Origin of the sequence: Brevibacillus parabrevis (assembly GCF_003710905.1) — a bacterium.
Classification (GTDB): Bacteria; Bacillota; Bacilli; order Brevibacillales; family Brevibacillaceae; genus Brevibacillus; species Brevibacillus parabrevis.
Window position 1 is genome coordinate 1 of record NZ_RHHV01000003.1, and the last position, 26970, is coordinate 26970.

17 protein-coding genes are annotated in these 26970 nt (G+C 52.4%); 8 read left to right on the forward strand and 9 right to left on the reverse strand.

The window, feature by feature from the left end:
* Positions 1–280: 280 nt before the first annotated feature.
* The 5 genes from EDM60_RS01640 to EDM60_RS28445 all read right to left on the reverse strand — a co-directional run bounded on the left by EDM60_RS01640 (position 281) and on the right by EDM60_RS28445 (position 4820).
* On the reverse strand, positions 281–883 hold the full coding sequence (locus tag EDM60_RS01640; RefSeq protein WP_122962407.1) for a class D sortase: 603 nt from the start codon (positions 881–883) through the stop codon (positions 281–283).
* 273 nt (positions 884–1156) lie between these two features.
* The gene (locus EDM60_RS01645; protein ID WP_122962408.1) at positions 1157–1789 is read right to left on the reverse strand and encodes a LysE family translocator; all 633 of its coding nucleotides are present in this window, start codon (positions 1787–1789) and stop codon (positions 1157–1159) included.
* Between the two features lie 162 nt (positions 1790–1951).
* On the reverse strand, positions 1952–3724 hold the full coding sequence (locus EDM60_RS01650; protein WP_122962651.1) for an SH3 domain-containing protein: 1773 nt from the start codon (positions 3722–3724) through the stop codon (positions 1952–1954).
* A 14-nt stretch (positions 3725–3738) separates the two neighbouring features.
* Positions 3739–4674: a hypothetical protein gene (locus tag EDM60_RS01655; RefSeq protein ID WP_122962409.1), complete on the reverse strand. Its 936-nt coding sequence runs from the start codon at positions 4672–4674 to the stop codon at positions 3739–3741.
* Complete coding sequence (locus tag EDM60_RS28445; protein WP_007778284.1) at positions 4671–4820, reverse strand: hypothetical protein; 150 nt, start codon at positions 4818–4820, stop codon at positions 4671–4673. The genes EDM60_RS01655 and EDM60_RS28445 overlap by 4 nt, the downstream gene beginning before the upstream one ends.
* A gap of 182 nt (positions 4821–5002) precedes the next feature.
* Here EDM60_RS28445 and EDM60_RS01660 point away from each other — a divergent pair, with 182 nt between their 5' ends.
* The 7 genes from EDM60_RS01660 to EDM60_RS01690 are packed head-to-tail and all read left to right on the forward strand — an operon-like array spanning position 5003 to position 18267.
* The gene (locus EDM60_RS01660) at positions 5003–6796 is read left to right on the forward strand and encodes a vWA domain-containing protein (RefSeq protein ID WP_122962410.1); all 1794 of its coding nucleotides are present in this window, start codon (positions 5003–5005) and stop codon (positions 6794–6796) included.
* 13 nt (positions 6797–6809) lie between these two features.
* A complete protein-coding gene (locus EDM60_RS01665; protein ID WP_122962411.1) occupies positions 6810–10193 on the forward strand; it encodes a tubulin-like doman-containing protein in 3384 nt (1127 codons plus the stop codon).
* 13 nt (positions 10194–10206) lie between these two features.
* A complete protein-coding gene (locus tag EDM60_RS01670) occupies positions 10207–12555 on the forward strand; it encodes a hypothetical protein (RefSeq protein WP_122962412.1) in 2349 nt (782 codons plus the stop codon).
* Positions 12552–13829: a vWA domain-containing protein gene (locus EDM60_RS01675; RefSeq protein WP_122962413.1), complete on the forward strand. Its 1278-nt coding sequence runs from the start codon at positions 12552–12554 to the stop codon at positions 13827–13829. The genes EDM60_RS01670 and EDM60_RS01675 overlap by 4 nt, the downstream gene beginning before the upstream one ends.
* Before the next feature lie 17 nt (positions 13830–13846).
* The gene (locus tag EDM60_RS01680) at positions 13847–14482 is read left to right on the forward strand and encodes a beta-mannanase (RefSeq protein ID WP_122962414.1); all 636 of its coding nucleotides are present in this window, start codon (positions 13847–13849) and stop codon (positions 14480–14482) included.
* A gap of 12 nt (positions 14483–14494) precedes the next feature.
* A complete protein-coding gene (locus EDM60_RS01685; RefSeq protein WP_122962415.1) occupies positions 14495–15760 on the forward strand; it encodes a TRAFAC clade GTPase domain-containing protein in 1266 nt (421 codons plus the stop codon).
* On the forward strand, positions 15760–18267 hold the full coding sequence (locus tag EDM60_RS01690; RefSeq protein ID WP_122962416.1) for a GAP1-N2 domain-containing protein: 2508 nt from the start codon (positions 15760–15762) through the stop codon (positions 18265–18267). The genes EDM60_RS01685 and EDM60_RS01690 overlap by 1 nt, the downstream gene beginning before the upstream one ends.
* Before the next feature lie 239 nt (positions 18268–18506).
* Here the strand turns inward: EDM60_RS01690 and EDM60_RS01695 are convergent, their stop codons facing one another.
* Positions 18507–19115, reverse strand: coding sequence for a cupin domain-containing protein (locus EDM60_RS01695; protein ID WP_122962417.1), 609 nt, complete (start codon positions 19113–19115; stop codon positions 18507–18509).
* Between the two features lie 127 nt (positions 19116–19242).
* On the opposite strand from EDM60_RS01695, the gene EDM60_RS01700 reads away from it, so the two are divergent.
* On the forward strand, positions 19243–25224 hold the full coding sequence (locus tag EDM60_RS01700; protein ID WP_122962418.1) for an AAA family ATPase: 5982 nt from the start codon (positions 19243–19245) through the stop codon (positions 25222–25224).
* A gap of 63 nt (positions 25225–25287) precedes the next feature.
* On the opposite strand, the gene EDM60_RS01705 is transcribed toward EDM60_RS01700, so the two are convergent.
* From EDM60_RS01705 to EDM60_RS01715, 3 genes are all read right to left on the reverse strand, one after another.
* Positions 25288–25644: a response regulator gene (locus EDM60_RS01705; protein ID WP_122962419.1), complete on the reverse strand. Its 357-nt coding sequence runs from the start codon at positions 25642–25644 to the stop codon at positions 25288–25290.
* A gap of 191 nt (positions 25645–25835) precedes the next feature.
* Positions 25836–26198 carry a carboxymuconolactone decarboxylase family protein gene (locus tag EDM60_RS01710; protein WP_122962420.1) on the reverse strand — a complete coding sequence of 121 codons (363 nt, stop codon included), beginning with the start codon at positions 26196–26198 and terminating at the stop codon, positions 25836–25838.
* 91 nt (positions 26199–26289) lie between these two features.
* Positions 26290–26958, reverse strand: coding sequence for a Crp/Fnr family transcriptional regulator (locus EDM60_RS01715; protein ID WP_122962421.1), 669 nt, complete (start codon positions 26956–26958; stop codon positions 26290–26292).
* Positions 26959–26970 lie beyond the last annotated feature (12 nt).

The following is a 26970-nucleotide window of genomic DNA, read 5'->3' on the forward strand; positions in this document are numbered from 1 at the left end:
CAGAGCCGTCGCCTGGGTTGGTACCAGAGCCGTCACCGGGATTCGCACCGGAGCCATCCCCCGGATTCGTGCCCGTTCCATCATCTGCTGTGGTTGCAACTTGCCCATTTGATGCCGCATGAGCTGTTGTTGCCATGTCAAAAAGGCTTTGCACAATGAGCAAGAAGGCCACAACAACTATCCAAGATTTCCTTCGCATAAGCTCCTCCTGTCATTTAAAAAAGCACTGCCAGAAGAGAAAACCAATGCTGCCCGGCATGGATGGTTGGTTGCATCATCGTCAACTTTTCGCGGAAAGCTTCGCCTGCACGATCAATCGCTCCCGCGGGTTTTTCGCTCCGACAGGCGTGCAGGTGACCAAGGTGAGCAATGGCTCTGCCTGATCGTCCAGCACCTCTACTTGAGTGCGATCGACGACAAACGTTTTGACGATGACAAAACGGTAGTTGGCTGTTTTCGTTTGAATGTCGATTTCATCATTCGGCGCCAGCTCATCCAGCCGATTGAACTGCTTGCCGCGTGTTGCTCCGCGATGCCCTGCCAGCCCGACGTTGTTTTTTCCAAATTCCTTATCCGGCTCGATCATCCCGGCCCCTTTATTCAGAACCAGGGAATCTGCGCCTGCAAAAATTATCATTTCCAAGTCAATTTTAGGAATCCGGATCACGCCTTTGGCCCCTGCAAGCAAGGCAGCGGGCGCAGAAGTCTGAGCAGTTGGCGCAGTGGTTTTTTCTGCTGGTACATGCTCGCTTACGCTACCCATCTGCTCGAAAGCGTAGATGAGTTGTTTTTGTTTTTGATCGTGCCGTTCCAACTCCCATTGCGGGTAGAAAAGAAAAGCCAAGCCTGCGAGGATAAATCCAATGCCAACGAGTACCCGCACTTGTCTATCCCCCTTCGTTAGCCATGCCTGTGTGCATACTCACTCCTTTCCTGTCTCGTTTGCGAGCCCGTTCCAGCGATGGCATCTTTTCGTACAAAGTTGTCGGGTTCAAAAAAGCTGCCCGGTTTGCGCCATGCAAGGAAGTAGAAAAAAATGCCTGAACCCATAGTAAATTTCCGCCCTATACAAATTCTCTACAGCACAAAAAAGCCGGGCGGAGAAAGGCTCCAGCCCGACTTGGCAGTTGGTTTTGTTAGCAAAAAACATTCACTTTTACGGAGTAGCTTTAGCACGCAGCAAGTTCAATCCCATTCCGATGAAGACAACTCCTGTGAGCTTGTTCAATACCACAGAAATCTTCGGATTGCTGCGCAATTTTGCGGTGGCAAATGACGCGAAAAGCGCGATGATGCTGCACCAGATTCCGCCTGTTACGGTAAAAGTCAGGCCAAGCAGGAGAAAAGGCAGCGCCCCGGCGTCTGACGTACTGACAAACTGCGGAAGGAAGGCAATGAAAAACAAAGCAACCTTCGGATTGGTCAGACTGGTGAGAACACCTTGCCAATACACTTTCTCGGTGTTGGCGTGCTGCGTGGCGGCACGATCCATCGACAGAGGCTCTTTGGTCAGGAACATGCGAACGCCGAGATAGACAAGATAGGCGACACCGAGAATTTTAACGATGGTAAAAAGCAAAAGCGACTGCGCCAAAAGCATGGACAAACCAAAGGCTGCGAGCAGCGTGTGGATCAGCGAGCCCGTCAATATCCCGAACACAGACTGGATTCCCGCCCGTCGTCCCTGGGCAATGCTGCGCGAAATAATGTACATCGTGTCAGTGCCGGGGATCAGATTTAACATGATTGCTGTGAGCAAGAACGCTTCATAATGAACGATGCCAAACATGGTGGGTCTCCTCGCTGTTTCCAAAAGTGAACAAAGAACTAAGGAGCAATTATAGAATAATCTGATTGTGGATTCAACGGAAAAAATAGAAAGCTCCCACCGCATTACAGAGCGTGCGATGGAAGCTGTTTCTTTTTCGATAGGCGAGGCACTGGCACTTCCTTACGGAGAGGGAGCGGAGTCAGGCTTTCCGGCGGGAATCCACCCGTCTTTTCCGTCAAACTCAATCCGATACCAGCCGTTCATCTCCTCGACAGGCTGAGGCGGCGCGTCTTTTGCTACCTGACCGATGACCGGATACTCTTGGCCTGGCCCTGCATACACCTGGATGGTCTGGGACGAAGAGCTGTTATCCGTTTGTTCACCCTCACTCGCGCCCTGATCGACCGACGAAGCATCATCAGGCTCGCTAGTCCCGGAGTCCGTGCTGTCCGGGAGCATGTCTGCCAGCTTGGAAATATACTCAAGGCCATCCCTGGTCAATTTGAACAAGGCGTATTCTTTCTCGCCTTTGCCGACCGCATTTTTCAAAACGACATGCTCGCGATCTTCCACGCCGAAATCATCTGCCTCTGCGAAAAACACCCGTGTCAACTTTTCCGCGGACAACTCCGGCAGCAGTCCGACATAGGCAAATGGGCGTTCTTTTCCGGCCGATTGCACGAAAATCAACGGAGCTTTCTCCGCTCCAAGCTCACTCGCCAGCTTGGCGGTAGCCGATTTCATGTCGACTTCGAGCGGCTGCTCCAGATAGAGCAGGGAGTCATTTGGCATTTTCGCTGCCAGATAGAGACGCTGGTCTGCTTCCACGAGTCCGAAAGCGTAGAGCTTGGCTCCCCACAGCTCAGTGCCGGAGATGATTTTGGTAAAAAGCTTGTCTGGATATTTCGCTTCCAGCATGTGGCCGGGATCGTAATCGAGCCAGCGATTCTCTACTTCGCTCACCAGCTTGCTTATATCCTGCAACGGATTCAGTTGCTGATACAGCTCAATCGCTTTTTGAAACTTGTGCGCTTTGACCAATTGCTCGGCCTGCTTGAAGTAGGCTTCCACTTGCTTGCTGATCGCTTCGAGCGTCGGCGAATCGGTGGGGAGGACATCCCCGATTTTGCGGTACGCCGCAGCCATGTCGACGAAGGCGGCAAGGTCTTGCTTGCGAATCGCTTCTCTCAATTCGTCCTTCGCGTATTTTTCCAACCGGGTAAGCAACCAGCTTGCATCGACACCTTGCTGCGCGTAGTGGCGCAAGCTCGACGCTGTTCGCGTGATTACTTCGTCAAAAGAGGCATTGGCAATCAAAGCACGCAGCTTCGCTTTTTCATAGTCGGCAAAAAGCGCAAGCAGCTCGTCCTGTTTCGCCTGTTTTCCACCGTAATACTCGTCAGGAATGGCGATCAGCGTGTCGATAAAGGACTCGTCCCGATAGCTTTGCTTCTCCAAATTTTCCTTGGACTGCGCCTTCGCCTGTTGCAGCGCCTGCTGATAGTAGTCGGCCAACTTTTTCTCCAGGTTGATCTGCGCAGTGAACTGCTGAAAAAAGGCAGAGGCTGTGCCTGCCGTGCCGTTGTACTTTTCCCGCATCGTCTGGTAAATCCGATAGGCAGCAAGCACGTTCTCGTCCTGCTTACCCATTATGGCCGTCTGCAATTTTTGCTGAAGCTCCTCCAGTTCACGGCGCATGGCGCTCAACCGGGTCAAGACAACAGTCCACTCTTCGTCTCCGTACGATAGCGTCGCCATGTCGCTGGCACGGGAAAAGCTTTCCTCGGCTTGAAGCAATTGATTGGCGTCATAAAAGGATTTCGCCTGATCGTACAGCGCAATCTGCCTGTAGCCGAGCGCCAATTTGACGCAGACAGCGACAAGTGCGAGCGAAAACAGGACGAGCGCTGCATTTCGGACAAAGAGCGATTTTTGATAGGAGGATATTTTCATCAAAGGCTGCTCCCTCACAATACTCCTTTAAAGTCAGGGTCAAATGCAAAATGAGTATCCACCCTGTTTTTAGCAAAATGGTATAATTGTTCCCAGTTCTCGTTGCGATGGTCCCTGATCATTTTGGCGAGTCGCAGCAGTCGCTCACGCGGCAAATAATCGATAAACTCGATGATCAAATCTTGATACTCTTCCACATACGCTCTCATCCGCAGCGCCGCACCAGCCACTTGTCCAATCAGTTGCTCGCCGTTTTCGAGCAGCAAAATTTGCGCTTTGTAGCGCCTGACATAATCGAGCACCGCTTTTTTGACGAGCGATGGCTGTACTTTGACTACTTCACGCAAATATTCCATAAAGTCTTTGTCATAAGTCGATGGGATGAGTGTTTCCAGCTCAAGCTCCATGTCTTTTCGCAGCACAAAATGGTTCAGAAACATGATTTTGCGAATTTTAATCGTATCAGAGTCAACGAAGTAGCCGATTTCCCGTGTTTTTTCGTAGGCTTCCTTGATCTGTCCTGCTTTGACGTCAGCGCCTACTTGTTCCAGGTGGTAGAGAAACGATTTTTTCAGAGCTTCTTCCTCCTGGCTGAAAAAGGTTTGCAGCTGAGCGTCCTTTTCATAAGAGCCGTACTTTTTTTGGATAACGAAAAACAGGCAGACAAAAAGCAGACCAACGCCTATGGCAATGGCGATCTCCGTCAGAGTCGTGGCACAGAGAATCGCGAGGCAGACGAACAAGCCCAGAAGCAAAAAGCGTGTCTGAACATACCGGCGAGTCACGGCAGCAGATACTTCCCGCACAGGAGTGTACGCTCGTCTGCATGTCTCGCAGTGCGTATCCCACAGCACGTGGTAAGTATGGCATCGCTTGCAGGCCTGGATTCGTTCAAAAGCGTGCTTTGTTTTGCGGGTTTTTCGGAATTGGACACCGATTCGTTTTTTCATGGCTGATTCCTCTTCTCGTTTAACAAGCGATGCAGATGCTGGTCGATTTCGGCTGCCGAGAGATTGCGCCGTTTCAGTCGCAGCAGCTTGAAAAAGCGCACTGCCAGCAGCAAAAAAGCGGCAAAGAGAAGAAAGTAAGTTAACATAAAAATTCTCCCTCATGAAAGTGTCGAAATCTGTAACAAAGAATCACGTCGTATCGTATTACGAGTAGGAGGACAAGCAATTATCTACTACTTTTTCACTACTCTTCAATCTAGTGGTAATAGTGTCACAGTCTTTCTTCGTTTGCAATAGTGCTTAAATTCTGTATGCAAGAGGGGTTCCCATGAAAAAGTTACGTTTTGGCATGTGGTATCGATACGCGCTGTGTCTCATGTTTCTGTTTGTCACAGTCATCTGGAGCGCTCATCCCGGCTACGCGCAAACCGTCGGAAACAACATGGACGCTGTACTGGTCGTCGATGTCAGCAATTCGATGACACAAAGCGACAAAAACAAGGTAAGCAATGAAGCAATGAAAATGTTCGTCGACATGACGTCCATTCAGGCGAACAAAATCGGTGTCGTCTCGTATACCGACAAAATCGAGCGTGAAAAAGCGCTGATTCAAGTTAATTCCGAGGAAGACAAGAAGGACATCAAAGCGTTCATCGACAGTCTGCAAAAAGGAGCGTACACCGATATTTCCGTAGGAGTGACGGAGGCGGTGAAAATTCTCGATGCAGGGCATGATCCGGCAAATGCCCCGATCATTGTCTTGCTGGCGGACGGCAACAACTTTTTGAACAAGGCTTCTGGCAGGACGCAGTCCCAATCGGATCAGGAGCTGCAAGAGGCAGTGAAAGCGGCAAAAGCGAAGGGCTATCCGATTTACACCATCGGGCTGAATGCGGATGGACAGCTCAACCGGACGACCTTGCAGCAAATTGCTACAGAGACGAATGGTAAATTTTTCGAAACAAGCACAGCGGACAAGCTCCCGCAAATATTAAGTGAAATTTTTGCCAATCATTTGAAGCTGAAAGTCGTTCCGGTGAAAAGTTTCACGGCGAACGGCCAGACCCAGGAAGTCCCGATTTCCATTCCAAACGCAAGCGTCATGGAAGCAAACATTTCCATCATGTCTGGAAAAGCAGTAGAAGTGAAGCTGTTCGATCCAAGCGGCAAACAAGTGCCGATCCCGTCTAATGAAGTGCGTTTGTCCAAGTCGAACGCGTACACCATGCTCAAGCTGGTGAAGCCGCAGCAGGGAGACTGGAAGCTGCAAGTAAAAGGCGTGCCAAAGGAAAAAATCGACATCAACCTGATCTTCAACTACGACTTGCAGCTTGCGGCGGAGCCAATCAAGGCAACCAGCTTCAAGGCAGGGGATGTTGTTCCGATCAAGGCAGCACTGGAGTCCAACGGCCAAAAGCTTGCCAGCCCGGATTTGTACAAGCCGATGAAGGCTACGTTGATCGTGACGGACAAGACAGATAACAAGACGAGTGAGCAGGCTTTGCAGAACACGGGAAGCGGGTTTGAAGGAAGCTTCACCATTCCTGCCGACCATTCGTACGAACTGAAAATCAAGGCGGAAGACAGCAGTTTTTATCGCGAGACGAAGCCGATTGCGATTGATGCAGCAAAGACAGGCACGGGAGCAACGACACAGCAGCCGACTACGACCAGCCCAGCCGCTGAGTCGAAACCATTTCCGTGGCTGACCGTACTAGGAGGTGCAGGGGTTCTTCTCCTGCTGGTTGGCGGCGGCTTGTACGCCTGGGCAATCTGGCGCAAGGCCAACAAAGGCTTCGCGGGACAGATCGCCATCGAGATCGTGGACGAGGATACCGGAGAGAAATCCAGTCCGCAGTACAAAAAACTGAGCGCGTTCAAAGGAAAAGTGAAGCTTCACCAACTGCTGCAACTCGCACCGGAGTTTGCAGAGACTGACAAAGTCATCTTTTTGCCCGGAAAAAATGACACGCTGATCATCGAAAATCGCTCCACCTGCCGGATCGAAAAGGCAGGGCGCGTGCTCGACGTCAGCCGGGGCAAGGAACTGAAGAAGAACGACCGCATCAAAATTTCATTAACGAATGTCAACAAGTCCGTTTTTGTAGACTACATCGTCTAGGAGTGGATCAAACATGAAAGCAGTAGTGAGAGAGCATATCCAACAATTGGACGTATCGCTTGGCGGCGGTATCGTCAGTGACAAAATACGTGTAGACACCATCGACAACCCGATGCTCGTCATCGGTCTGGGTGGTACAGGCATCGATGCGCTGCTGCGCTTGAAGTACCAGGTGAACAGACGCTTCAAGCTGCCGGTAGACGCGCTTTCGAAAAAGCGCAAGGAGAAGCCGGACAATATCGAATTTATCGCGTTTGAGACGAACGAGCACGACCGCAACAAAAAGTACAAAGGCATCGGGCTCGATCCGGTGACCGAGTTTGTGCTTTTGTCCAACCCGGAAATCGGCGGCGTGCTGCAAAACCGCAGCATTCTGGAGCCGTACATCACGGACTGGCTCTCGCCGGAGCTGACGATTACGGACGGGATCAGCGGTGCGTCCGGTGTGCGCCAGGCAGGACGATTGCTGCTGTTCACGAAAATCACGCAAGTCGTGCAAACGATCGAGAAAAAAATCAAAATGCTTTGCGAGGGCACGAACAAAAAGCTGACGGTCTTCCTGTTGAGCGGTCTGTCCGGCGGAACGGGCAGCGGCTGTTTCCTCGATATCGCCTACATCGTGCGCGGGATTTTGGAGCGGGATTTCGGCAGTGCGGGAGTAGACAAGGTCAACACGCTCGGCTATCTGTTTACGCCGGACGTCAATTTGTCGAACAAAAGCCTTAGCTCGCACACGCGCGACTACATCATGAAAAACGGCTACGCGGCTCTGAAAGAGCTTGATTACTGGATGAATGCGGACGAGCGCCAGGAGCGTTTCCGTCAGCAATACGGCAGTGTCCTGACCGTCCAGTCGCCGATGCCGCCGTTCAACCTGTGCCACTTGATTTCGGCGACCAACCTTGAGGGCAAAGCGCTGGAAAACGCCTACGACTACTGCATGAACGTCACCGCCGAGAACATTACGAACTTCATGGCGAGCGAAGAAAAGCGCTCAGGCGAAGAATTTGCGATTCACGACTACATCAGCAACATCCGTACGAACATCAACCAGATGCCAAAATCGTACGCGGCCAACTACCAATACAACGTCATCGGCGCTTCCTCCGCTGTTTTGCCGATTGAGGAAATGACGACGTATCTCGCATACCGCTTGTTCAAAAAGATGGAGAAAATGTTCCAGGTCGCTCCGACGCAAGAGGATGCGGAGAAATTCGCCCGCAAGCTCGGCATTGATATCGATTCGATTTCCCGCAAATTCGAAGAGCGGGTGCCAGAGCCGTTGCCAGGCTATGAGAACAGCGAACGGCTGAACTACAGCAACGTCATTTCGCAGCAAGTCGTGAGCATCGATCATGAGCTGGAACAAGGCTACCTGGCAAAAGCGCGGGAAGCGTACATCAAATGCAAAAAGCAGACGCCTGGCGAAATGATCGGCGTGTTCGGAGAAATGATTACCCGTGTTTTCCTGCATCCGCAGCAAGGGCCGTTTTACGCGTCCCGCCTGATTCATTCGGACAAAGGCTTTTGCCTGATGAAAATGATCCTCTCTTACGTGGAGAGCCTGAAAGCGACGCTGGAAAGCTACCCGCGGGAGATTGAGGGTGCGCGCGAGAACGCCAACGAAAAGCTCGGCGATGCGAGAAGCGCCTTTATCTCCAAGGAGAAAAAGAAAAACAGCTACATCGAAGCGAAAATTAACGAGTACCAGCTTTTGGCCGATCAGGAGAAGCTGGAGCAAATGATCGAGTTTTACGAAGAGCTGCACCGTTTGCTGAATGCGGAAAACAATCGCATTTACAACGTGTTCACAGAGATTTTGAACGCGCTCAACCTGATTTTTGAGCAAAACGGAGACATTTTGATCAACGGCGGGGAAGAGAGTGACCGCACAGGCAACAAAACGTACTACTGGAACATCGTCAGTGTGCCGGACATTGCCAAAGTAGTCGGGAACATTTTGGAGCAAAAGGATGCGGAGGACCTGATCCGCGACTTCACGAGCGAGCTGCTCCGCCATTCCGACAAGTGGGTAAAAGAACAGGAGCTGGATATCGTCAGCTCGATCTCGGAGTTCCTCTCGGAGAAATTCGGCGAGCTGATTACGAAGTCGATGGAAGAGTTCCTCGTGATCAAATACGGGCAGGACGAGACGCTTGACCGCATCGTGGAGCGCAAAATCGCCAGCAAGCTGGACGAAGAAGCGATTCCGGTCTTCCACCTGAGCAACAATCTCGGCAACATGCACTTCCCTTCCTGGGGCTTCGTGTCTGTTCCGTTGAAAGCACCGTCGATCTTGAAAGGAATCCGCAACTACCAGGACACAGCCATCAGCGGTTCGCGGTTCACGGTAAAAGAAAGCGAAGTCAAAAACCGGATTTTCTGGCTGAATACGAAAAACGGCGTTCCGCTGTTTGCCTACACGCCGCTGAAAGTGTACGAAGAAAGCTATGAGCGCACGATTCTCGACCGGGAAGGCATTGGCCGCCACCTCGTGCAGACCGAAAAGAACAACTGGGCGTACCTCCCGTCGCCAATTCCGGAAAAATCGTGGGGAGACACTTATCAAAACGACCGGATCAGAGCCTACAACGCCAAAGTGCGGGAACTGTTTGCCCGCGGACTGCGCTACGGCAGCATCCGGGAAAAAGGCGACGACAGCAAGACGAGCAACCGCTATGAGTGCGTCGTGACCAAACCGTTCTCCGTCGCCGCTTTTCTGGACAAGCATCAGGGAGGCAACGCCAAGCTGAGTCCCGGCGAGATCAAGCGAGCATTGGCTGAGCTGAAAGGCTTCATGAGAGACGGCCTTCCGGCAGAAACGGTGCGGGATATTTTCGGCAGCATCAACAAAGAGCTGGCGAAGGAAAACTTGATTCGCTCGCCGCAACTGATTCGCCTGCTGGAAGAAGAAGACCGCAAATACGCGGAAATCGAAGCGAAAATCCAGGAGCTGGAGCAGATCGTCAACGCCATCCAGGGCGAGGAAGAGATTTTGACCCGCTATATCGAGGCGCTCTACACAGGCACGATTTGCAAGCGCGGAGCCTTGTACGTCTACGACAAGGACGAAGAAGAGGAAGCGTGGGACCCGTTCGTCAACTTGATGAAGGTGAACAAGCACGTGGAATTTGCCATCTATGAAAAATTCCGCGCGCTCGACCACAAAAGCATGGCGACCCTCCAGCGCAAAGCGACAAAGCGCAGCGACGCGTTTGTGACGGCAGAAAATACCGAGCAGCTGCTGAATAAGCTGGACGAGATTGCAACGGCGTTCCAGGCTGTGAAAAACGATCTGGAGTACGACCGCGACGAGTATGTGAATGGCGAAGAGATGTACCAGTTCTACAAAAAAGTTTGGGCAAAAGTAAACGACATGCGCAAAACGCTGCAATAAGCAAGGAGGAAGCATGAGGGATTTGATTAACGAGTTCGCGACCCAATACGTGGAAGATTTGCAAAGACAGCTGGATAGCGGGTACGGACAGCGGAGCATTCAAAACCCCGTGCTGTTCCTCTTCGTCGGGGACAAGTGCGTGGAGGCGCTGCGAGCTGTCTGTGTGAGCAATGAGCGTGACTGGCAGAACAGCCGCGGCGTTCTCTACGTCCATGCTTATCAGGAGCAGACGTGGGAGCACCCGCAAGTGCTTGGTTGTCGTTTGCCCAAAGCCGATGTCGACAAAAAGACGATGCGTTCCTCCGTTCACGAACGCTTTTTGCAAGACGAAGCAGGGAAGGTAGAGCTGAACAAGCTCATGAAGCTGGCGAGCGTGCGCGTTGCCGAGATGGGCAAGCTGTTTTCGGCCTTTCAGCAAGTAAATATCGCTGTCGTGACCCGGGCCGATGATCCTGCTGCCATTCTTTTGCCCGAGCTGACATTGCTTCTGAAAAGCTACTTGAATGAGCTGTTCAAAAACGTGTCTGCTGATCTGTATGTTTTGTTGCAAGAGCGAAACAACGGGGAGGCATTCGGCTTTTCCTCGGCGCTCTCGGTCAGCTTTTTGGAAGAGCTGAACCATTATCAAAGCAGCGATTTCCGCTATCGGTCGCGTCTGCTTGTGACGGAAGATCTCGTCAAGCTGCCCGTCGAGCACGAGCGGGCGCCGTTGTTCTCGATTGCCTATCTGCTCAGTGACAAGACGGAGCAAGGCTTGTTTATCGAGGGCGGCATGCAGGAAAATTACGAGCTGGTCAGCAAGCTGGTGCTTTTGAACAACAAAAAGGCAGAACATGAGTTCAGCGAAGGCAACGAGGGCTACAGCAAGCTGCAATTCATTCGCAATATGGCAGGAGACGGCTCTGCGACCAGGTTTGCCACAGCAGGCTTGTCCAAAGTGAAGCGGCCGACGCATGCGATCGCGCTGACCGTGCTTGCGGCTGTGTTTGACCGCTATTGGGAGCAGTTGAGAGAGGGCGAGCTTGTTCCGAAAACAAAGGCGCGGGAAAAGCTGGGGCTGTCAGCGCATGAGCTGGAGCGCAAAATGGCGGCGATTTTGCCTGATCCACACGTGCTGGAGGAAATGTCGGGGCTGATGACGTCGGGGATCAGCTATGGGGAGCTGGCAGGCATGACGATGCGCGAAGCGGAGCTGGCGCTGTTCGATGGCAGCAGCCAAGCCTTTTTTGAAGCGAATATCGCTTCCGACGCGAAGGCCAGGCTGGAGCGGATGCTTGCGCAAGAGCCTTTGGCGGATGTAATTCAGGATCAGATCGTGGCAGATGAGCGCTTCGGCTTGTATGCCGCCTACCAGCTGACAGCGGAACTGGCCAACGGAGCGAATTTGCAGGACGAGCTGCGAACGGGAATCAGGGAAGCTGCCCGTCAGGTAGAGTTGATCCGTGCCGAGTTGAACGAGATTTATCAGCAGCGGGTCGATCGCCAGGACATTCGGTTAGGCGGTTTTTTCACCCGGGACAAGGAGCGTGTTCGTACGTTTACGCGCCATCTGCTGCAAGTCGTCTATGACAAGAAGCTGGAACTGCTGGAATGGGAGCTTTTGCTTGCCATGCTGGTTGACTACGAGCGACAGGCAGAGGCGATTCACAGGCAGATCGGGGAACAGGTCGAGCAACTGGAAGGGTTGCAAAGGCAACTGCGCGAGATCGCCCAGGCAAGCGTTCGGGAAGCGACCGATTACTTGGGGAAAAACGTGGACGAGTATTACGAGTCCGTCGTCCGCGACACGATGCGCTCGCTGGAAGCAGCAAAAGGCAGCGGATTTTACATGGAGCAGCGCTACATCGGCAGTGGCGCTCTTTTGTTCCAAAACCGGATAGCCGGTCTGGTGGAGCGTTTGTGCCAGTTTTGCCGCAACGAGATTTTGACCCGCTCGCCGTTTGCCCTGTCTTTTGAAGCAGAGCTGCTTGCGCGGGCCAATGTGGGAGCTGCTTACGATAACCGGACAGTCCTGACCCGTGACGATTTGTTTTTGGACTTGTCGCAAGTGCTGGAACAGCGGGCAGCGGTTCATATCGAAGTGTTTCATTTTCTGCAAAAGCACCGTTACGAGGAAAAGTATTTGTTCGCGGATATTCACAACGACTTCGTCCAGTACGTGCTGCGTCAGGATGAAGGCAACAGAACCTACAAGCAAGGTTGCATCCACGAAGAGCAAAAAAGCGGGATAGAAAAAATGAACCTGATGGGTGGATTCGGCGTGGAGGATTTGATGTTTTACCGCAACAACAAGAAGTACCACTCCTCCTATGAGGAGAGCGGCTTTGTATTTGGCCGCGTGGGAGAGGAGGGAACGTCATGAGTCAGAGGAAGCTGAGCCTGCTCATGGTTGTTTGCAGTCTGGTGGGCGGCGTCATCGGTTTTTTTGTAGGAGAAGTCATTCTGGAGCGTCTGGCTGGCGAGATGGCGCACTGGCTGTTAATTGGACTTTATTTTGGTCAATATGCTTTTTTCGTAGGGTTGATGTGCCTGCTCGCAGAAATGATCTCGCCGCGTTTGAACGGATTGGGCTGGAAGCAGCGCTATCTGGGCTTTTCCTGGAAAATGCTCGTGCCGAGCACCTTTGTCATGGTAGGTGTCGTGGCGATGCTGCTCCAATTGCTGTACGGCTCGTCTTTTCAAGTATCGAGCGGAGCGAACAACATCGTCATGCTGCTGGACACCTCTGGCAGCATGCAGCAGTCTGACCCGGACAACCAGCTGTTCAAGGCTGCTGCGGACATGGTGCAAAAAATGGACAGCGACATGAAGATTGCTGTCGTCACGTTTAACGATCAGACACAAGTGTTGCAGCCGCTCGTAGCACTGAGCAGCCAGGCAACCAAGGACGATGTCGTGCAAAAGCTGTTGAATTTTCCCCGCACAGATGGGGGAACGAGCATCGATCTGGCGTTGAAGGCGGGCCTTGACCAGCTTCTCGCGGCCCAGCAAGTCGAGAACAGCACGGTTGTGCTGATGTCGGACGGATACACCAGCCTGGATATTCCTGCTGCACTGGCGCCTTTCAAGCAGCATCAGGTGATCGTCCATACGGTCGGAATGAGCCAGATGGACGCGGACGGTACGCGTCTTTTGGAGCAAATTGCCGCTGAAACCGGGGGCCGTTATTTCAACGTCGAGCACGCTGACGAAATGACGGGCATCTTCGGCCAGATTTACGATATGAGCAGACAAGATCGCAATCTCGTTCTCGAACGGACGGGAGCAACCGCACAAAGCACGGTGTACGCGATTTTGCGCGTGGTCAGCTTGCTGATCATCGGCGGTTTGCTCGGCTTGGCTTTGGGACTGATTTTTGACAATCGTCATTTGGCGAAAAGCTTTATTATTGGCGGCGCGGTGTCCGGCCTGCTGGCGGGGCTTGTACTGGAAATGGGGCTGTCCTCGATTTACTTGCTGGATGTCGTGGTGCGCCTGATCGCCTGCGCCGTACTTGCCGTCATTTTGACGCTGTTTACGCTGTTCATACCGGCTGCGGCCAGTGGCGGCTCGTCTTTTCAACGGCGGAGAATGGCGACACAGCAAAGCCCGCGCGCTTTGGGAGCAAGAGGCGAGAGCAAGCGGTTTGATCTGTAAAGGGAGCATGATGAACGATGATCAATCGGGAGGAAACAACGGAAGCCTTGATCAAAAACGTCACGTGCCAGCAGCAGGGGAGTGACTTCGTGCTGAACTGGCATTGGGGGCAAGACGTCCCTTGCGTCTATGTGCACAAGTCTTTGTTCGGCGCGCCGTTTGATGTCAGCTTGATCGAAGCGCACGAATGGAAGCTGTACACGCGCGAGGAGTACAAGGTGCACAAAGGGCTGTGTGAAAAGGCGGATGGCATCGGCAGGTACACGTATCGCATCTTTCCTTGCCGCCTGGAAAACGGCAAGCCGATCCTGCTTGTTCCGCAAGGTGACGCTCATGTGATTCATGTCAGTACGGGGAAGGCAAAAATCTACTACTCATTCAAGCGCAGCGGTAGCTGGTTTCGCAAGCAGCAAGCCTTGCAAATCCGGATTTTTTCGGAGATACCGATTGCCAAAGACGTTTTGTGCTATGTGAAAAAGGAAGGCTCTCCACCTGCTCACAAGGATGACGGAATGCAGTACCCGTTTATTCGGGATTTGGCTCCAGGGGTTAATCTGCTGCCAGAAATCGAGGTCAGGAAAACGGACGTCATCCGCCTCTTTTTTACGGACGGGAAAAAATACGGGGAAATGTACGAACTGATTCCTGAATAGGAGGATGAAGCCATGCTGTCGTTTTTGAAAAACATGTTTGAGAAAAAGCCGCAAGTGAACGAGCGGTTGCCTTTTTACGATATCGTCTGCCCGTACTGCTTTGCCAAATACGGCCCTGAAGAGGTGGTGTTCCGGGCAACCCACTACCGTCAGGACGACGAGGACTACGCCCTGCAAGAAGACGAGATTCTCAATGCGTACCGGGACAAATTCGGTCTGGATGCCATCGACGAGTTGGAGGCGGTCATCGATCCGGAGTCGATTCCGCCGGAAAATCATCTGTATGTCGATCAGGTGCTCGTCGGTGTCACCGATCGGTACGGGATGGTTTCCAAGCGCAGACTGTGCCCCAAGTGCCACAATGAGCTGCCGATTACAGCAGGCAAAGCGCCGAGCAACATCATCTCGATTGTCGGAGCTTCCCAGGTGGGCAAATCGGTTTATATGACGTCTCTGATCCATACGCTGCAAAACTCGACAGCGAACCGCTTCCAGGCTGCCTGCATGCCGCTCAATGCCCAAATCAGCCGGAAGTTCCGCGAGAACTATGAAGCGCCGCTGTTCGAGCGCGGCCAGCTTCTCGATTCCACGCAAAAAGAGAAGCGGCAGGAGCCGTTCATTTTTCAGTTCATTTTCAAGGACAGCCAGAAGGCACCGTTGATTCTCGTCTTTTTCGACGTTGCCGGTGAAGGAATGGTCGATCGCGAGTATTTGGAGCTGTATGCCGCCCACGTGAAAAATTCGTCCGGCATCCTGTTTCTCGTCGATCCGTTGCAAATCAGGACGATTCGTGACCGCGTCATGCTCAGAGCCGGGGATGAACCGGGCGAGTTCACCGCGCGATACGACGAGCCGCGCGAGGTTGTCATCACCTTGTTTGAGAACTTCATTGGCTACCAGGAGCAAAGCAAGACGGATATTCCGACAGCTGTGGTGCTGACGAAAAGCGATATGCTGCATCTGATCAAGGAAGAGGACGGCGAGTATATCAAGTCCAACAGCAACGTGTTCCGCAATTTCGTGCATGAGGAATATTTGAACACGGCTGAGTTTGAGAACATCAACGGGGAAATCAGCCGTTTTATCGAGAAAGTGGATCGGCCGTTCAAAGACGCGCTGGAGGTCTACTTTACCAATACGGCCTACTTCGCTGTATCAGCGCTGGGCAGCAATCCGGTCAATCAAAAGGTGAGCGGTGTCGTGACACCAATCCGTGTGGACGAGCCGTTTATCTGGTTGATGCATCAGCTTGATTACATCGAGGGGAGGGAGCGGTAGTGAACCGTCAGCCCATTTTGCAGCAATACTACACACGCGGGCGACAGGGTGTTTTCCGTTCAAACGAAGGCTACGATACCGTGGCCAGGACGCCGGGGCTGGACAACCAATTTATCAAGAAGACACTGCACCCTTTTTGCGTATACGATGCGCCCAGACAGCTTCAGGAGCGGGGGGAGGGCGAGCTGTCTTCCTACCCGGAAGCACTCGTTTGCTTTCACGCAGAGTCGGGAGAGATGGTTCTGGGCAGAAGCGTGTTTGTCGGAGCTGATTTTACCGGCCAGCGAAATACGTTTTTCAGCCACAACTACGTCATTCCTGCCGCGCGACGGGACGAGTTTATTGCGAAGCCGGAGAAAGTTTTCGGGGTGCGCTCGTTCGCGAGCAGCCACGATGACGCGCACGGCAAAGACTTGCCTGCTGTAGACGATCTTCCAGGGCAGCCAGACTTGACGGTTGACCGGAAGCGGCTGCTTGGGCAGCTCGGGATTGACGAGCGGCTTTTCAAACAGCTGCTTTATGCCGTCATGACCTCGCTCACAGCGAAGAAAAAGGTGTTCATCAGTCTCGATGTCGACATCAGCGAAGCCGCAACCAGGGCAAGCCAACTGCTGGAAGTATTGTACAACTGCTTGCCTTACGAGCTGCGCAGACATTTTGGCTTTCTCACATACAGCAGCGAGCCGCAAAGCAAGAAGCATATTCACGTCATGTTCGTGGAAAAAGGCAGCATTCGCCCGGGCGGCGGACATAGCGACAAGGACTTTTTGTTTGATCTGGCGCTTGGACGGGTGCAAAATGTCGACTTGCAGGATGGCGGACACGAATATCTCGATTTTGCCTGGGAAAATGTGAAGGAGCCGCAGGATCTTGCCCAATTCCATTCGTTTTGCGAGGAAGTGCTTGCGGGGGCTGATCAGTCGCTGGCTTTGCAGTTGCGCACGTATTACGAGCTGTGTGCCCTCTACTTGATCGAAAAAGGACGGACGGCTGTCTATGAAAAAAATCGGGCAGGGGTATGGCAGGCGCTGGTGAGTTATTTGCGCCACCCTGGTCTTGCGAAAAACAAGCGGCTGCATGATTTGCAACTGTTGCTGTTTCGCATCGAGGTAGAAGCGCTTGCCGAGAAGAAGCTGCCCGACGGCGAGACGATCCGGCAGATGATCGAATCAAGTGATGCGAGCAAGCAGGATCGTCTGCGCGTGGACATGGTTCGCTACTTGCTGAATGTGCTGATGAGAGCGCAAGCAGCGGGACAGCGCGGGCTTTTGTCGGACGTGTTCAAGCATCTGGCTGCCAGCCCTGAGCTATTTGGCATGACGATGAAGACGATTTTTCAATCCGAGCCATTGATCAAGTCGCTGTTCGAACGGTATTTCAGCGAGCGGCTTGCGGCTGTGACGACGATGGACGGCATGCTGGGAGAAATCCGCTTTTGGGCGCAGATGGCCCCGGAAGCGATGCGCCATGCCTTTTTCGCGGCAGAGACGACCGAGAAGTTGCTTCGCTTGTTCGCGCGTGAAAAAAGCAAGCTGGATACCGCAATAGCCATTCACCAGTTTTTCGATAACCTGGACGGCGCGCGAAACCTTGCTGATTCACTGTTGGACGAGCTGGACAAGTCGCTTTTGAAGCTGATTGACCTGGAGAAGCTGTCGAGAGACGACTTTCAGAAGATGATCGCGCTCCTGGAGGAAAAGCCGCAAAGCTTCTTCGGCACGCTGGACGTAGCGAGCAGGCAAAAGCAGGAGATGCTCATGAATGTAGCCCAACTGCGGGAAACGAAGGGGGTTTTGCACCCGACCGAGTTTTTCCGCAAGTGGGAGCGAGAAGAGGTGAGAATCCAGCAGCGAATCATTCAAAACATGCTGGCTTCGCCACTCGATACGGAAGACTTCGCGCACGTGCCGCTCGTCTTTTACCATGAAGACCGCTTTGGCCAGGACGGCTTTCAGTTCACCGAGATGCTCGACTTTGTCCAAAAACACGGCGGGGAAGAAACGCTGTTCTCGTTTGTGCAATGGACGTTGGCACAGCGACTGTTTTTCGAAGGAAAGCAGCTGTTGCCAGCCTATCGACTTGCTCTCAGGCAGCTTTTTCTGGAAAACAAGGCTGAAAGGCTGCGCAACAAAGAATGGCGCAAGCGCTGGTCCGCGTTACGTCATGCCGATTTTCGCAAACTGCTTGAAGAGGTGCGCAGCGAGACAGCCAACCCGTTAGCCAAGCTGTTTCGGCACAAAAAGCTGATGCTTTCCGCTGTCGTCGTCCTGATGGGGGCAGGCGCCGTGGCAGGGTACATGCTCTCGCAGCAGAAGCCGCTGACGGAGCCGGAGCTTCCGCAGGAAAAGCCGGTGACTGAGCAGCCCGTCCCGGATGTGGTCCAGGCCGAATACGTTCCCGCCTACCGACTCATGCTGGAGGAGCCGCATATTCAGCCCGTTCGACAAAAAACAGCAGAAAACGGAACGCAAGACCTAGAGAGTACGGATAAGCCGACGGCGCCATAGAGACATGCTGCCTGGCTGAACGTGCTTTCATTGGGAAACAGGACTGATTTCCCGGTTTGTTTAGCGAGAGCAAACTGGTAAATCAGTCCTAGAAAAAATTTGAAGCATTGGAAATAGGTACAGTGTTTTGCTATCATGGAGGTATCAAGGCAAATTCAATCACTGAACCGGTAGTGCTCGATGAGCTAGGAATGTGTGAAAAGAATCAACATTTGCAGACACCCTACTGGAATGAACAGTCAGGGTGTTTTTTGCAGCGGTTGCTCGGGCAGGGCGTCTTCGACAGTGCCGATGTAGTATTTTTCCAGCGACTTGTCGGCGCCTGTCCAATGCGCCAGCTTTGCCAGTAAACCGAACAGCGCTTTTTGCAGGAAAAGAGGCAGGTAGGGAACATAAAATTCCCCCATTTTGAACAGAGTGCCCAAGAGCAAAATGTTTTTAGGCAGGTACTGCTTCAAAAATGGCATGTAGAAGCTGCGACCGTCCGTATCCAGGCCGTATCCGCAACGGACAAACGACTCGAAAGTGCCGGCAGGACGGATTTCCGCGGTGAAGCTGATGAACTCTTTTGAAGGATTGTAAAAGCCGTGAATATGGTCGCGAGGGATGTCCAAAGTCTCTCCCGGCTTCAAAATGATTTTTTTTCCGTCAATTGTTACCTCTAAATTTCCGCTTATCCCTTCAAAGGTTTCCGTAAGTTCGGTATGATAATGTAGAAAAATTCCATTGTCAGGCGGCAGGTCTGTTCGGAAAAGCAAATATTCCCCCTTGGTTTCTTCTGTTGTTTTCAGAAAAGTGACTGTCTCATTGGTGTAAGGGTTACTTACGCTACGACTCAACTTTGCCATAGAGATACCTCCATAAGTATTAGTAGAAAAATAGCAGTTTATGACAGAATATATATTCAATATAGATTATTTGACCTGAAGCAACAACATAAATGATAGGATGTTCTACCTAGATGGAGTGGATAGTATGAGCGGCATGATCGTGATTCCAGGATACAGAGTGACAGAGTTTCTCTCGACGCATTCAAATATGGGATTTTATCGTGGGTTCAGAAACAGCGATAACCTGCCCGTCATCATTAAAAAGCCACGTGAGGGTCCCACGCACAAGGAGTCGCTTTGGAGACTGAAACACGAGTACCGCATCTTGCAATCTCTCGAATCATACGCGGTGGAGAATGCTGTCGAATTGATTGATCACAATCGGGAGACTGCGCTGATCACGGAAGACTTCGGGGGAGTGCCGCTCTCCTTGCTGAGCAAAATGAAAGAGCTGTCGCTAAAAGACATCCTGACCATTTCGATCCGCATCGCTACATGCATCGAGGAAATTCATCAGCAGCGAATAATCCACAAAGACATCAATCCCGCTCATATACTGATCCACCCGGATACGTACGAGGTCAAGCTGATCAACTTTGGCTTGGCGACGAGGCGATATCAGGAATATCAAGGCGTGATGAACCCGAAAGAATGGCGGGGAAATCTGCGCTACGTATCGCCTGAGCAGACCGGCAGGATGAATCGGACGGTGGACTACCGGACAGATATTTACTCGTTTGGCGTGACGATTTACGAGCTTTTGACCGGGAAGCCGCCTTTTCTTACGTCGGACATGCTTGAGCTGGTTCATGCCCACATGGCCCGAAAGCCGATGGCGCCTTCGCAAGTAAAGCCGTCCATTCCGCAAATTTTGTCGGATATCGTGATGAAGTGTTTGTCCAAAAATACGGAAGACCGTTATTTCAGTATGGCTGGACTGGTGGCTGACTTGCAGCAATGTCTCGACCAGCTTGCCAAAAACGAAACGATCGGTCACTTTCCACTGGCGCAGCATGACCGCGCTGACCGTTTGCACATACCGGAAAAGCTCTACGGCCGGGAACAGGAAATCCAGATGCTGATCGATACGTTTGAGGAAGTGTCGAACGGAGCATCGCGCATGGTCATGTTGAGCGGCAGCGCGGGCGTGGGGAAATCTGCTCTCGTGTTTGAGGCGCAAAAAGTTTTCCTCAAAGGCAGAGGACGGTTTATTTCCGGCAAGTTTGACCAGTATCGTCAAGGCGTGCCTTATTCCGCGATCATTCAAATCTTTCAGGACTTGATCAAGCAGCTTTTGGCAGGCAATGAGAGAGAGCTTGCGACGTGGCGGGCGACGATTCTCGAAGCGATGCAAGGGCTTGGTCAGGTCATCGTGGATGTCATTCCTCAACTGGTGGCTGTGATCGGCAAGCAGCCGCCTGTGCCGGAGCTGCCTGCGGCGGAGGCCAAAAACCGTTTTCAACTGGTCATGCAAAGATTTATTCGCATCTGGGCCAGACCGGAGCACCCGTTAGTGTTGTTTCTCGACGACCTGCAATGGGCCGATTCTTCTTCGCTGTTTTTGATCCGCGAGCTTGTCGCCGACTTGCCGCTCAGCTATTTTCTGCTCGTTTGCTCCTATCGCGAGCAGGATGGGGGAGCGATCAATCCTCTGGTCGCGATTTTGACAGAAGCTGGGGTCAAGAGCAGGATGTTGCGGCAAATTACACTGTTGCCGCTGCGGCTCACGCAAATTAATGCCATGCTGGCCGATGCACTGCATACAGAACTTGAAGTTACGAAGCCGCTTGCGATGATTTTGATGCGAAAAACGGCAGGCAACCCGTTTTACTCCAGACAATTTATCAAGTCTTTGTACGATCAAAATCTGTTGCAGTATTCCCCGGAGGAGCGGAGCTGGAAGTGGGAGCTGGCAGAGATCGAGAAGCTCAACACAACGGAGAACGTAGCAGATTTTCTCGTGGAAAAAGTAAGGCGTTTGCCTGCGGTGACACAGAAGCTGTTGGCTTATGCGGCGTGCCTGGGCAACTCCTTTTACTTGAGCATGCTGGCAAAAGCACAGGGCTTGAACGAGCCAGAAGCGATTCGGGACATTTTGCCCGCCATGGAAGAAGGGCTGATCTATCCGCTGGAAGGCGCGGAGTATTTGAGCTATGCGGCGATAGAGGAAGAGGAGAACCTGTCGCAAGTGACGATCCAGTTCAGCTTTGTGCACGACCGCATCCAGCAGGCTGCCTACTCCTCGCTTTCGGAAGAGGAGCAGAAACAGGCACACGTCAAGCTCGGGAGAATGATATGGGACATGTCCGGTTCCTACGAGTCGGTGCTGCTGTTTGAAATATGCGAGCACATGTACCGGGGCGCGGACATGATCGAGGATGCGGCGGAAAGGATCCAGGTCGCTCATTGCCACCTGCTTGCCGGTCAAAAAGCGATGGCTTCTACTGCCTTTGACGCCGCCCTCCAGTATTTTCAGCGCGGGACGATGTTCCTCGGGGAGTCTGCCTGGGACCAGCATCACAACCTGTCGATGGAGCTGTACACGCTCTACGCCGAGACAGCGTACTTGTGCAACCATATGGAAGATGCGAATCGGCTGTTTTCCCTTGCGCTATCGCACGCCAAGACCAACCGCGAGCGAGTGCGCGTCCTGGAGCTGCAAATTAACATGTACACCCGTCTGGCCGACTTTTCGCGTGTGGTGGATATCGCCAGTGAAGCGCTCGGACTGCTCAAGGTTCCCATTCCTTTCAAGCCCGGGAAGTTAGATATTATCAAGGAAATGTGGCAGATCAAGCGCAAGCTCAAAGGCCACAAAATCGATGAGCTGCTGTACTTGCCAGATGTGCCGGAAGAGAATTACCAGATGGCGATGAGCATCATCAGCAATGCAGGACCATCCTCGTATTTCGTCAATCCGAACTGGTTTGCCCTGACGATTTTACGGGTGCTCCATTTGTCGCTCGTGCACGGGAATGCGGTTGCATCTGCCAACGGATACACGGGCTACGGGATTGTGCTCGGTACGCAATTTGGCAATTACCGTGAGGCGTATGAGTTCGGACAGCTGGCTTGCCGGGTAGCCGATGGCTTTGCCGACCCGATTGCCATGACCAAGGCGTACGGCGCGTTTGCCCTGTTGATCAACCATTGGTGCGATCACGCCCGAACGAACATCCCGCTGCTGAAAAAAGCCATTCAGCTCGGAATGGACGGCGGAGGAAACATCTATGCGGCGTATAACGCGCACGGTTTGCTGGAAGCCATGCTCTATTGCGGGCTGCCTTTGGAGGAATTGGAGCAGCAGATTGAAGAGTATGCCGATCTGATTTGTCAGATGAAAGTAGTCGATCATGACGATCGTCTTCTGTTGTTGCGCCAGGCGTTGAATACGTTTACGCACTGGACGGGAGCAGAGCAGACGGTATTTTGCCGGGACAGCTTCGATGAGACTCAATACGTAGACAGCTTGCAGGCGGAAGGCACCAGCTACAAGCGGTACATGTACCACTTTTACAAATCAATGGTCCACCTCATGTACGGCAACTACGAGGAGGCATCGAAGCTGCTGAGCGAAGCGGAGCAATGGATGGAGTCCGTCAGCGGCCAGGTGCTGGTCAGCCAGCATGTATTCATGCATGCCCTGGCATTGACGAAGCTGTACAAGCGCGTCAACCGCCGGGAGCAAATCCGCTATGCGAAAAAGATCAAGACTCATTTGAAAAAAATGAAGAGCTGGGCTGCCCATTGCCCGGAAAACTTCCAGCACAAATACTTGCTGATGAGCGCCGAATGGAAGCGAGTGAACGGCGAGCGCCAGGTGGCGGGCGAGCTTTACGACGAAGCGCTGCAACTCGCGAAAAAGGACGGCTTTTTGCAAAATGAGGCACTTGCCGGAGAGCTTGCCGCCCATCATTATTTGGATCTGGGGATGGAAACGATCGCCAGGGTGTACATGACCGAAGCTTACGAGGCGTACATGCAGTGGGGCGCTCTGGCGAAGTCGAGGGAGATTGAGGAGCGCTACCCGCACCTGTTGCAGCGCGGCAGAGGGCTGGAAGCATCGGCAGAGCTTGCTGCGACAGAGCAGTCGGCCGATCTCGTCGACCTGATGAGCGTAATCAAGGCATCGCAGACGATGGCGAGCGAGATCAGGCTGGAACTGCTTTTGGCTACGATGCTGCGGACGGTTATGAGCAATGCCGGAGCGGAGAAAGGGATTCTCATCCTGAAAAACGAGAGCGAATGGGTGATCGAAGCGGCGGGGTCAGTCGATCTCGATGTGGAAATCATGCAATCGGTGCCGTATGAACATAGCGGGATGTTGTCTGTCGCCGTAGTGAACTACACGATCCGCACCGAAGAAATGCTCGTTTTGCACAATGCTTCCGTAGAGGGCGTCTTTTTCCGGGACACGTACATCACGAAAAACAAGCCCAAGTCGATTTTGTGTTCGCCGCTGTGGCAGCAGGGCAAGATGATCGGCGTCATCTATCTGGAAAACAACGAGACGACGCACGTTTTCAACGAAAAGCGCTCAGAGCCGCTGCGGCTGATCTTCTCGCAAATGGCGATCTTTATTGAAAATGCCCGCCTGTATCACCAGCTGGAACAATGGAACCAGTCGTTGGAGATGATCGTCGCTGAACGGACGACCGAGATTCAATCGCTGTTGCAGGCGAACAAAAACTTGCTGAACAATGCAGGCCAGGGCTTCCTGTCGTTTTCCAAAAACATGCTTGTCCATTCCGAGTACAGCCGGGAATGTTTGCGGATGTTCGGGAGAGAGCTGGCAGGGGAATCGGTAGCCAGTCTGCTGTATCCGAATCGACCGGAAGAGCAGGCGTTTGTCGAATCTCTTTTGGAAAAGTATTTCGATACAAAAGATCAGGGGCAAAAAGAGCTTTATTTAAGCCTCTTCCCTACGGAAATTTGCATCAACCAACTGCCGCTCAAGCTGGAGTGCAAACCGATTCACGAAGATCGGCGTGACTCGCCAGAAGGTTTGATGCTGATTTTGACTGACTTGAGCGAGCAAAGAGCGCTGGAAAGCAAGATGGAGCAGGAATGGCAAAAGCTGAACATGATTTTGACTGTGGCGACAAGCTTGCCGCTTTTCCAAAAAGCGTATCGCGCCTTCACGACTTTCTTTGCGGAAGGGTGGAAAGTGCACTTCGCAGAAGGAATGGAGGAGTCGGAAAGCCTGATCAAGCTGGTGGAACAAATTCATCAGTTCAAAGGCGATTTCAGCCAGTTCCATCTGATTGAGACTCCGCAAAAGCTGCATGATTTGGAGACGTGGCTGTTAGAGCAAGGAAAGCATCAAGGGCTGCGAATGGACGACGCTTTCCACAATCAGTTGCCTGTTGAGCAAGTCAAGGCAGCCATGCAGCAAGACGTGGAAATCATTCGCAACAAGCTGGGCGATCACTTTTTGGATAGTGTCGAGGAAGGCATGACGATCGAAAGAGACAGATGGGAGCAGTTCATCAGCAAAGTCACAGACTTGTTGCCGGATGACTTGTCTGCCCGGGTGGATCAGCTTGTTCGTGAGCTGCGTCAGCAACCAGTCAAAGACATGTTCGAGCGCTATCACGATTATGTCGTCGAACTGGGCCAGCGTCTGAACAAAGCAGTTGCTCCGCTTCGACTGGAGGCGGAGGAGATCATGGTGGATCACGATCGCTTCGAGGCGTTTGCGAGCAGCCTGGTTCATGTTTTTACAAACGCGATCGATCACGGTTTGGAAACAGAAAGTGAGCGGCTTGCGGTCGGCAAGGCGAGTAAAGGCACGATCAGCTGCCGGATTTGGCAGGAGGATGCTTCGCTGTTGATCACCATAGCTGATGACGGCAAAGGCGTAGACCTTGAAAAGCTCAAACAGCATGGGCTGGAACAAGGCTTTGGAGCAGGATGGACAGAGGAAGAATGGCTACGCTCCTTGTTTGAAGAACAGATCAGTGTAAAAGAAGAAGCAGACATCTATTCGGGCAGAGGCTTGGGATTGCCGATTGTCAAACGAGAGGTAGAGCGATTGGGCGGAGAAGTGCAGGTCATTTCCGAACGGGGAAAAGGAACGTGCTTTTGCTTCCGGATTCCGCTCGACGCCGAGACTTTGCGAGGATAGAAAACATAAAAAAACTGAGGCGCCCGAGCAGCCCCTCAGTTTTTTTGTGTATCGGCCGCATGTTTAGAGGGTGTTCTGGATAGAATCCAAAAGGCGCTCTTCATCAATCGGCTTCGTAATATAGTGACGTGCTCCTGCGTTGATGGCTTCAAAAACCAAATGCTTTAAACCGTAGGTGCTGATCATGATGATGTTGGCATCGGGAAATGTGCTGATAATTTTTTTGACAGTCTCGATACCATTCATGCCTGGCATGTTGATATCCATCATGACTACGTCAGGTTGATGCGTTTTGTACTGCTGATAGGCGTCTAGTCCATTCGCCGCTTCTGCGATAACTTGATGTCCAGCCCGTTGTAGGATGAGTCTGATGTATTCCCGGACAACTATCGAGTCATCGGCAATTAGTATACGAGCCATAAAACCTCCTGTGTCGAAGCGGTATGATGTGTGTTTTCCTGTTTTACTTTGCCCCTACCTTTAACCATAACATTGGTAGGAAAATAGTCGCAATCCTATTATTAGAAAATTTCAGCGATCTTTGTGCAAAATTGTACAATTCACGAAAAAAAGCCCCCCTTTGTTAAAAGGGAGGTCAGTTGCCTTTTCATTCAGCAAAAGCATTGGGGAGAAGCAGGATCATCACGATAGGCGGCAAGCGCATTGACACCGTGGCTGAGAATGGCGCCGGCACGGGTTGTGGCGGCTACGAGCAACGCCTCCATGATTTCTTCCATGGTTCCGCCCAGTGCTTTGTACTTTGTTACGTGGACGTCGATGCAATACGGGCAGCCCGTAACATGAGCGACCGCAATCGCGATCAGCTCCTTTGTTTTCCGCTCGAGATGCTGAGAGTCCTGATAAACCAGCTTCTCGAACGCCAGATAGGAGGCGGCTGCTTCCGGGGCAAGCTTCATCAAGTCGGGAATGCGGGACAAGTTTGCTTTTTCGTAATACGACGGCGTGTTGGACACCTTCATCATCCTCTCGTAACGGGTAACTTCACGTTCATGTCCATTGTAGAGGAGAGAGGGCGTTGGCTTCTGTGACTTGCGCACATAACGGCTACAAATGTTTCAGGTGGTTTGCCAGGCTGGTCCGATCGATGTTGGTGATTCGCCCGCGGCCCAACTTGATCCAGCCTGCCGATTCGAACTCTTTGAGGGAACGGCTGACTACTTCTCTGGCTGTTCCCAGCTCAATCGCGATCGCTTCATGAGTAATGAGCAACTGATTGTCAGACTCAGTAGTGCAGCTGAGCAAAAATTCGGCCAGACGGTAATCAATCGGTTTGAAAGCGATATTTTCCATCAAGGTTGTCACGGAAGCCATTCGCTTGATCATCGTGCTGTAAATAAACTGGCGCACGTCCTTGTACTCGTCCAGCCACTGCTTGAACACTTTGACGGGTAGCAGCAACAGCTCGGTTTCTTCCTCCAGCTCGGCAGATGCCGCATATTCAAGCTCTCCAAGAATGCTTGCCATCATCAGGACGCATACGCCGCCACGGGTGACGCGATACAGCGTAATTTCACGCCCGGATTCACTGATCTTGTGGATGCGCACTTTGCCTTCCAGGACGAAGGCAGCATGGGCAAACAGATGGCCCTCGCCCATCACGAGCCGGGGAGAAAAGCGCTCCACGTAGATCTCGTTGTTCGACCAGGCGGGCAAAGGCACATGAGCGAAGCAAGGAAATGCCTGTATCACTTGTGGCAGGCGGGCTTTTTCCATCGTATGACCCCC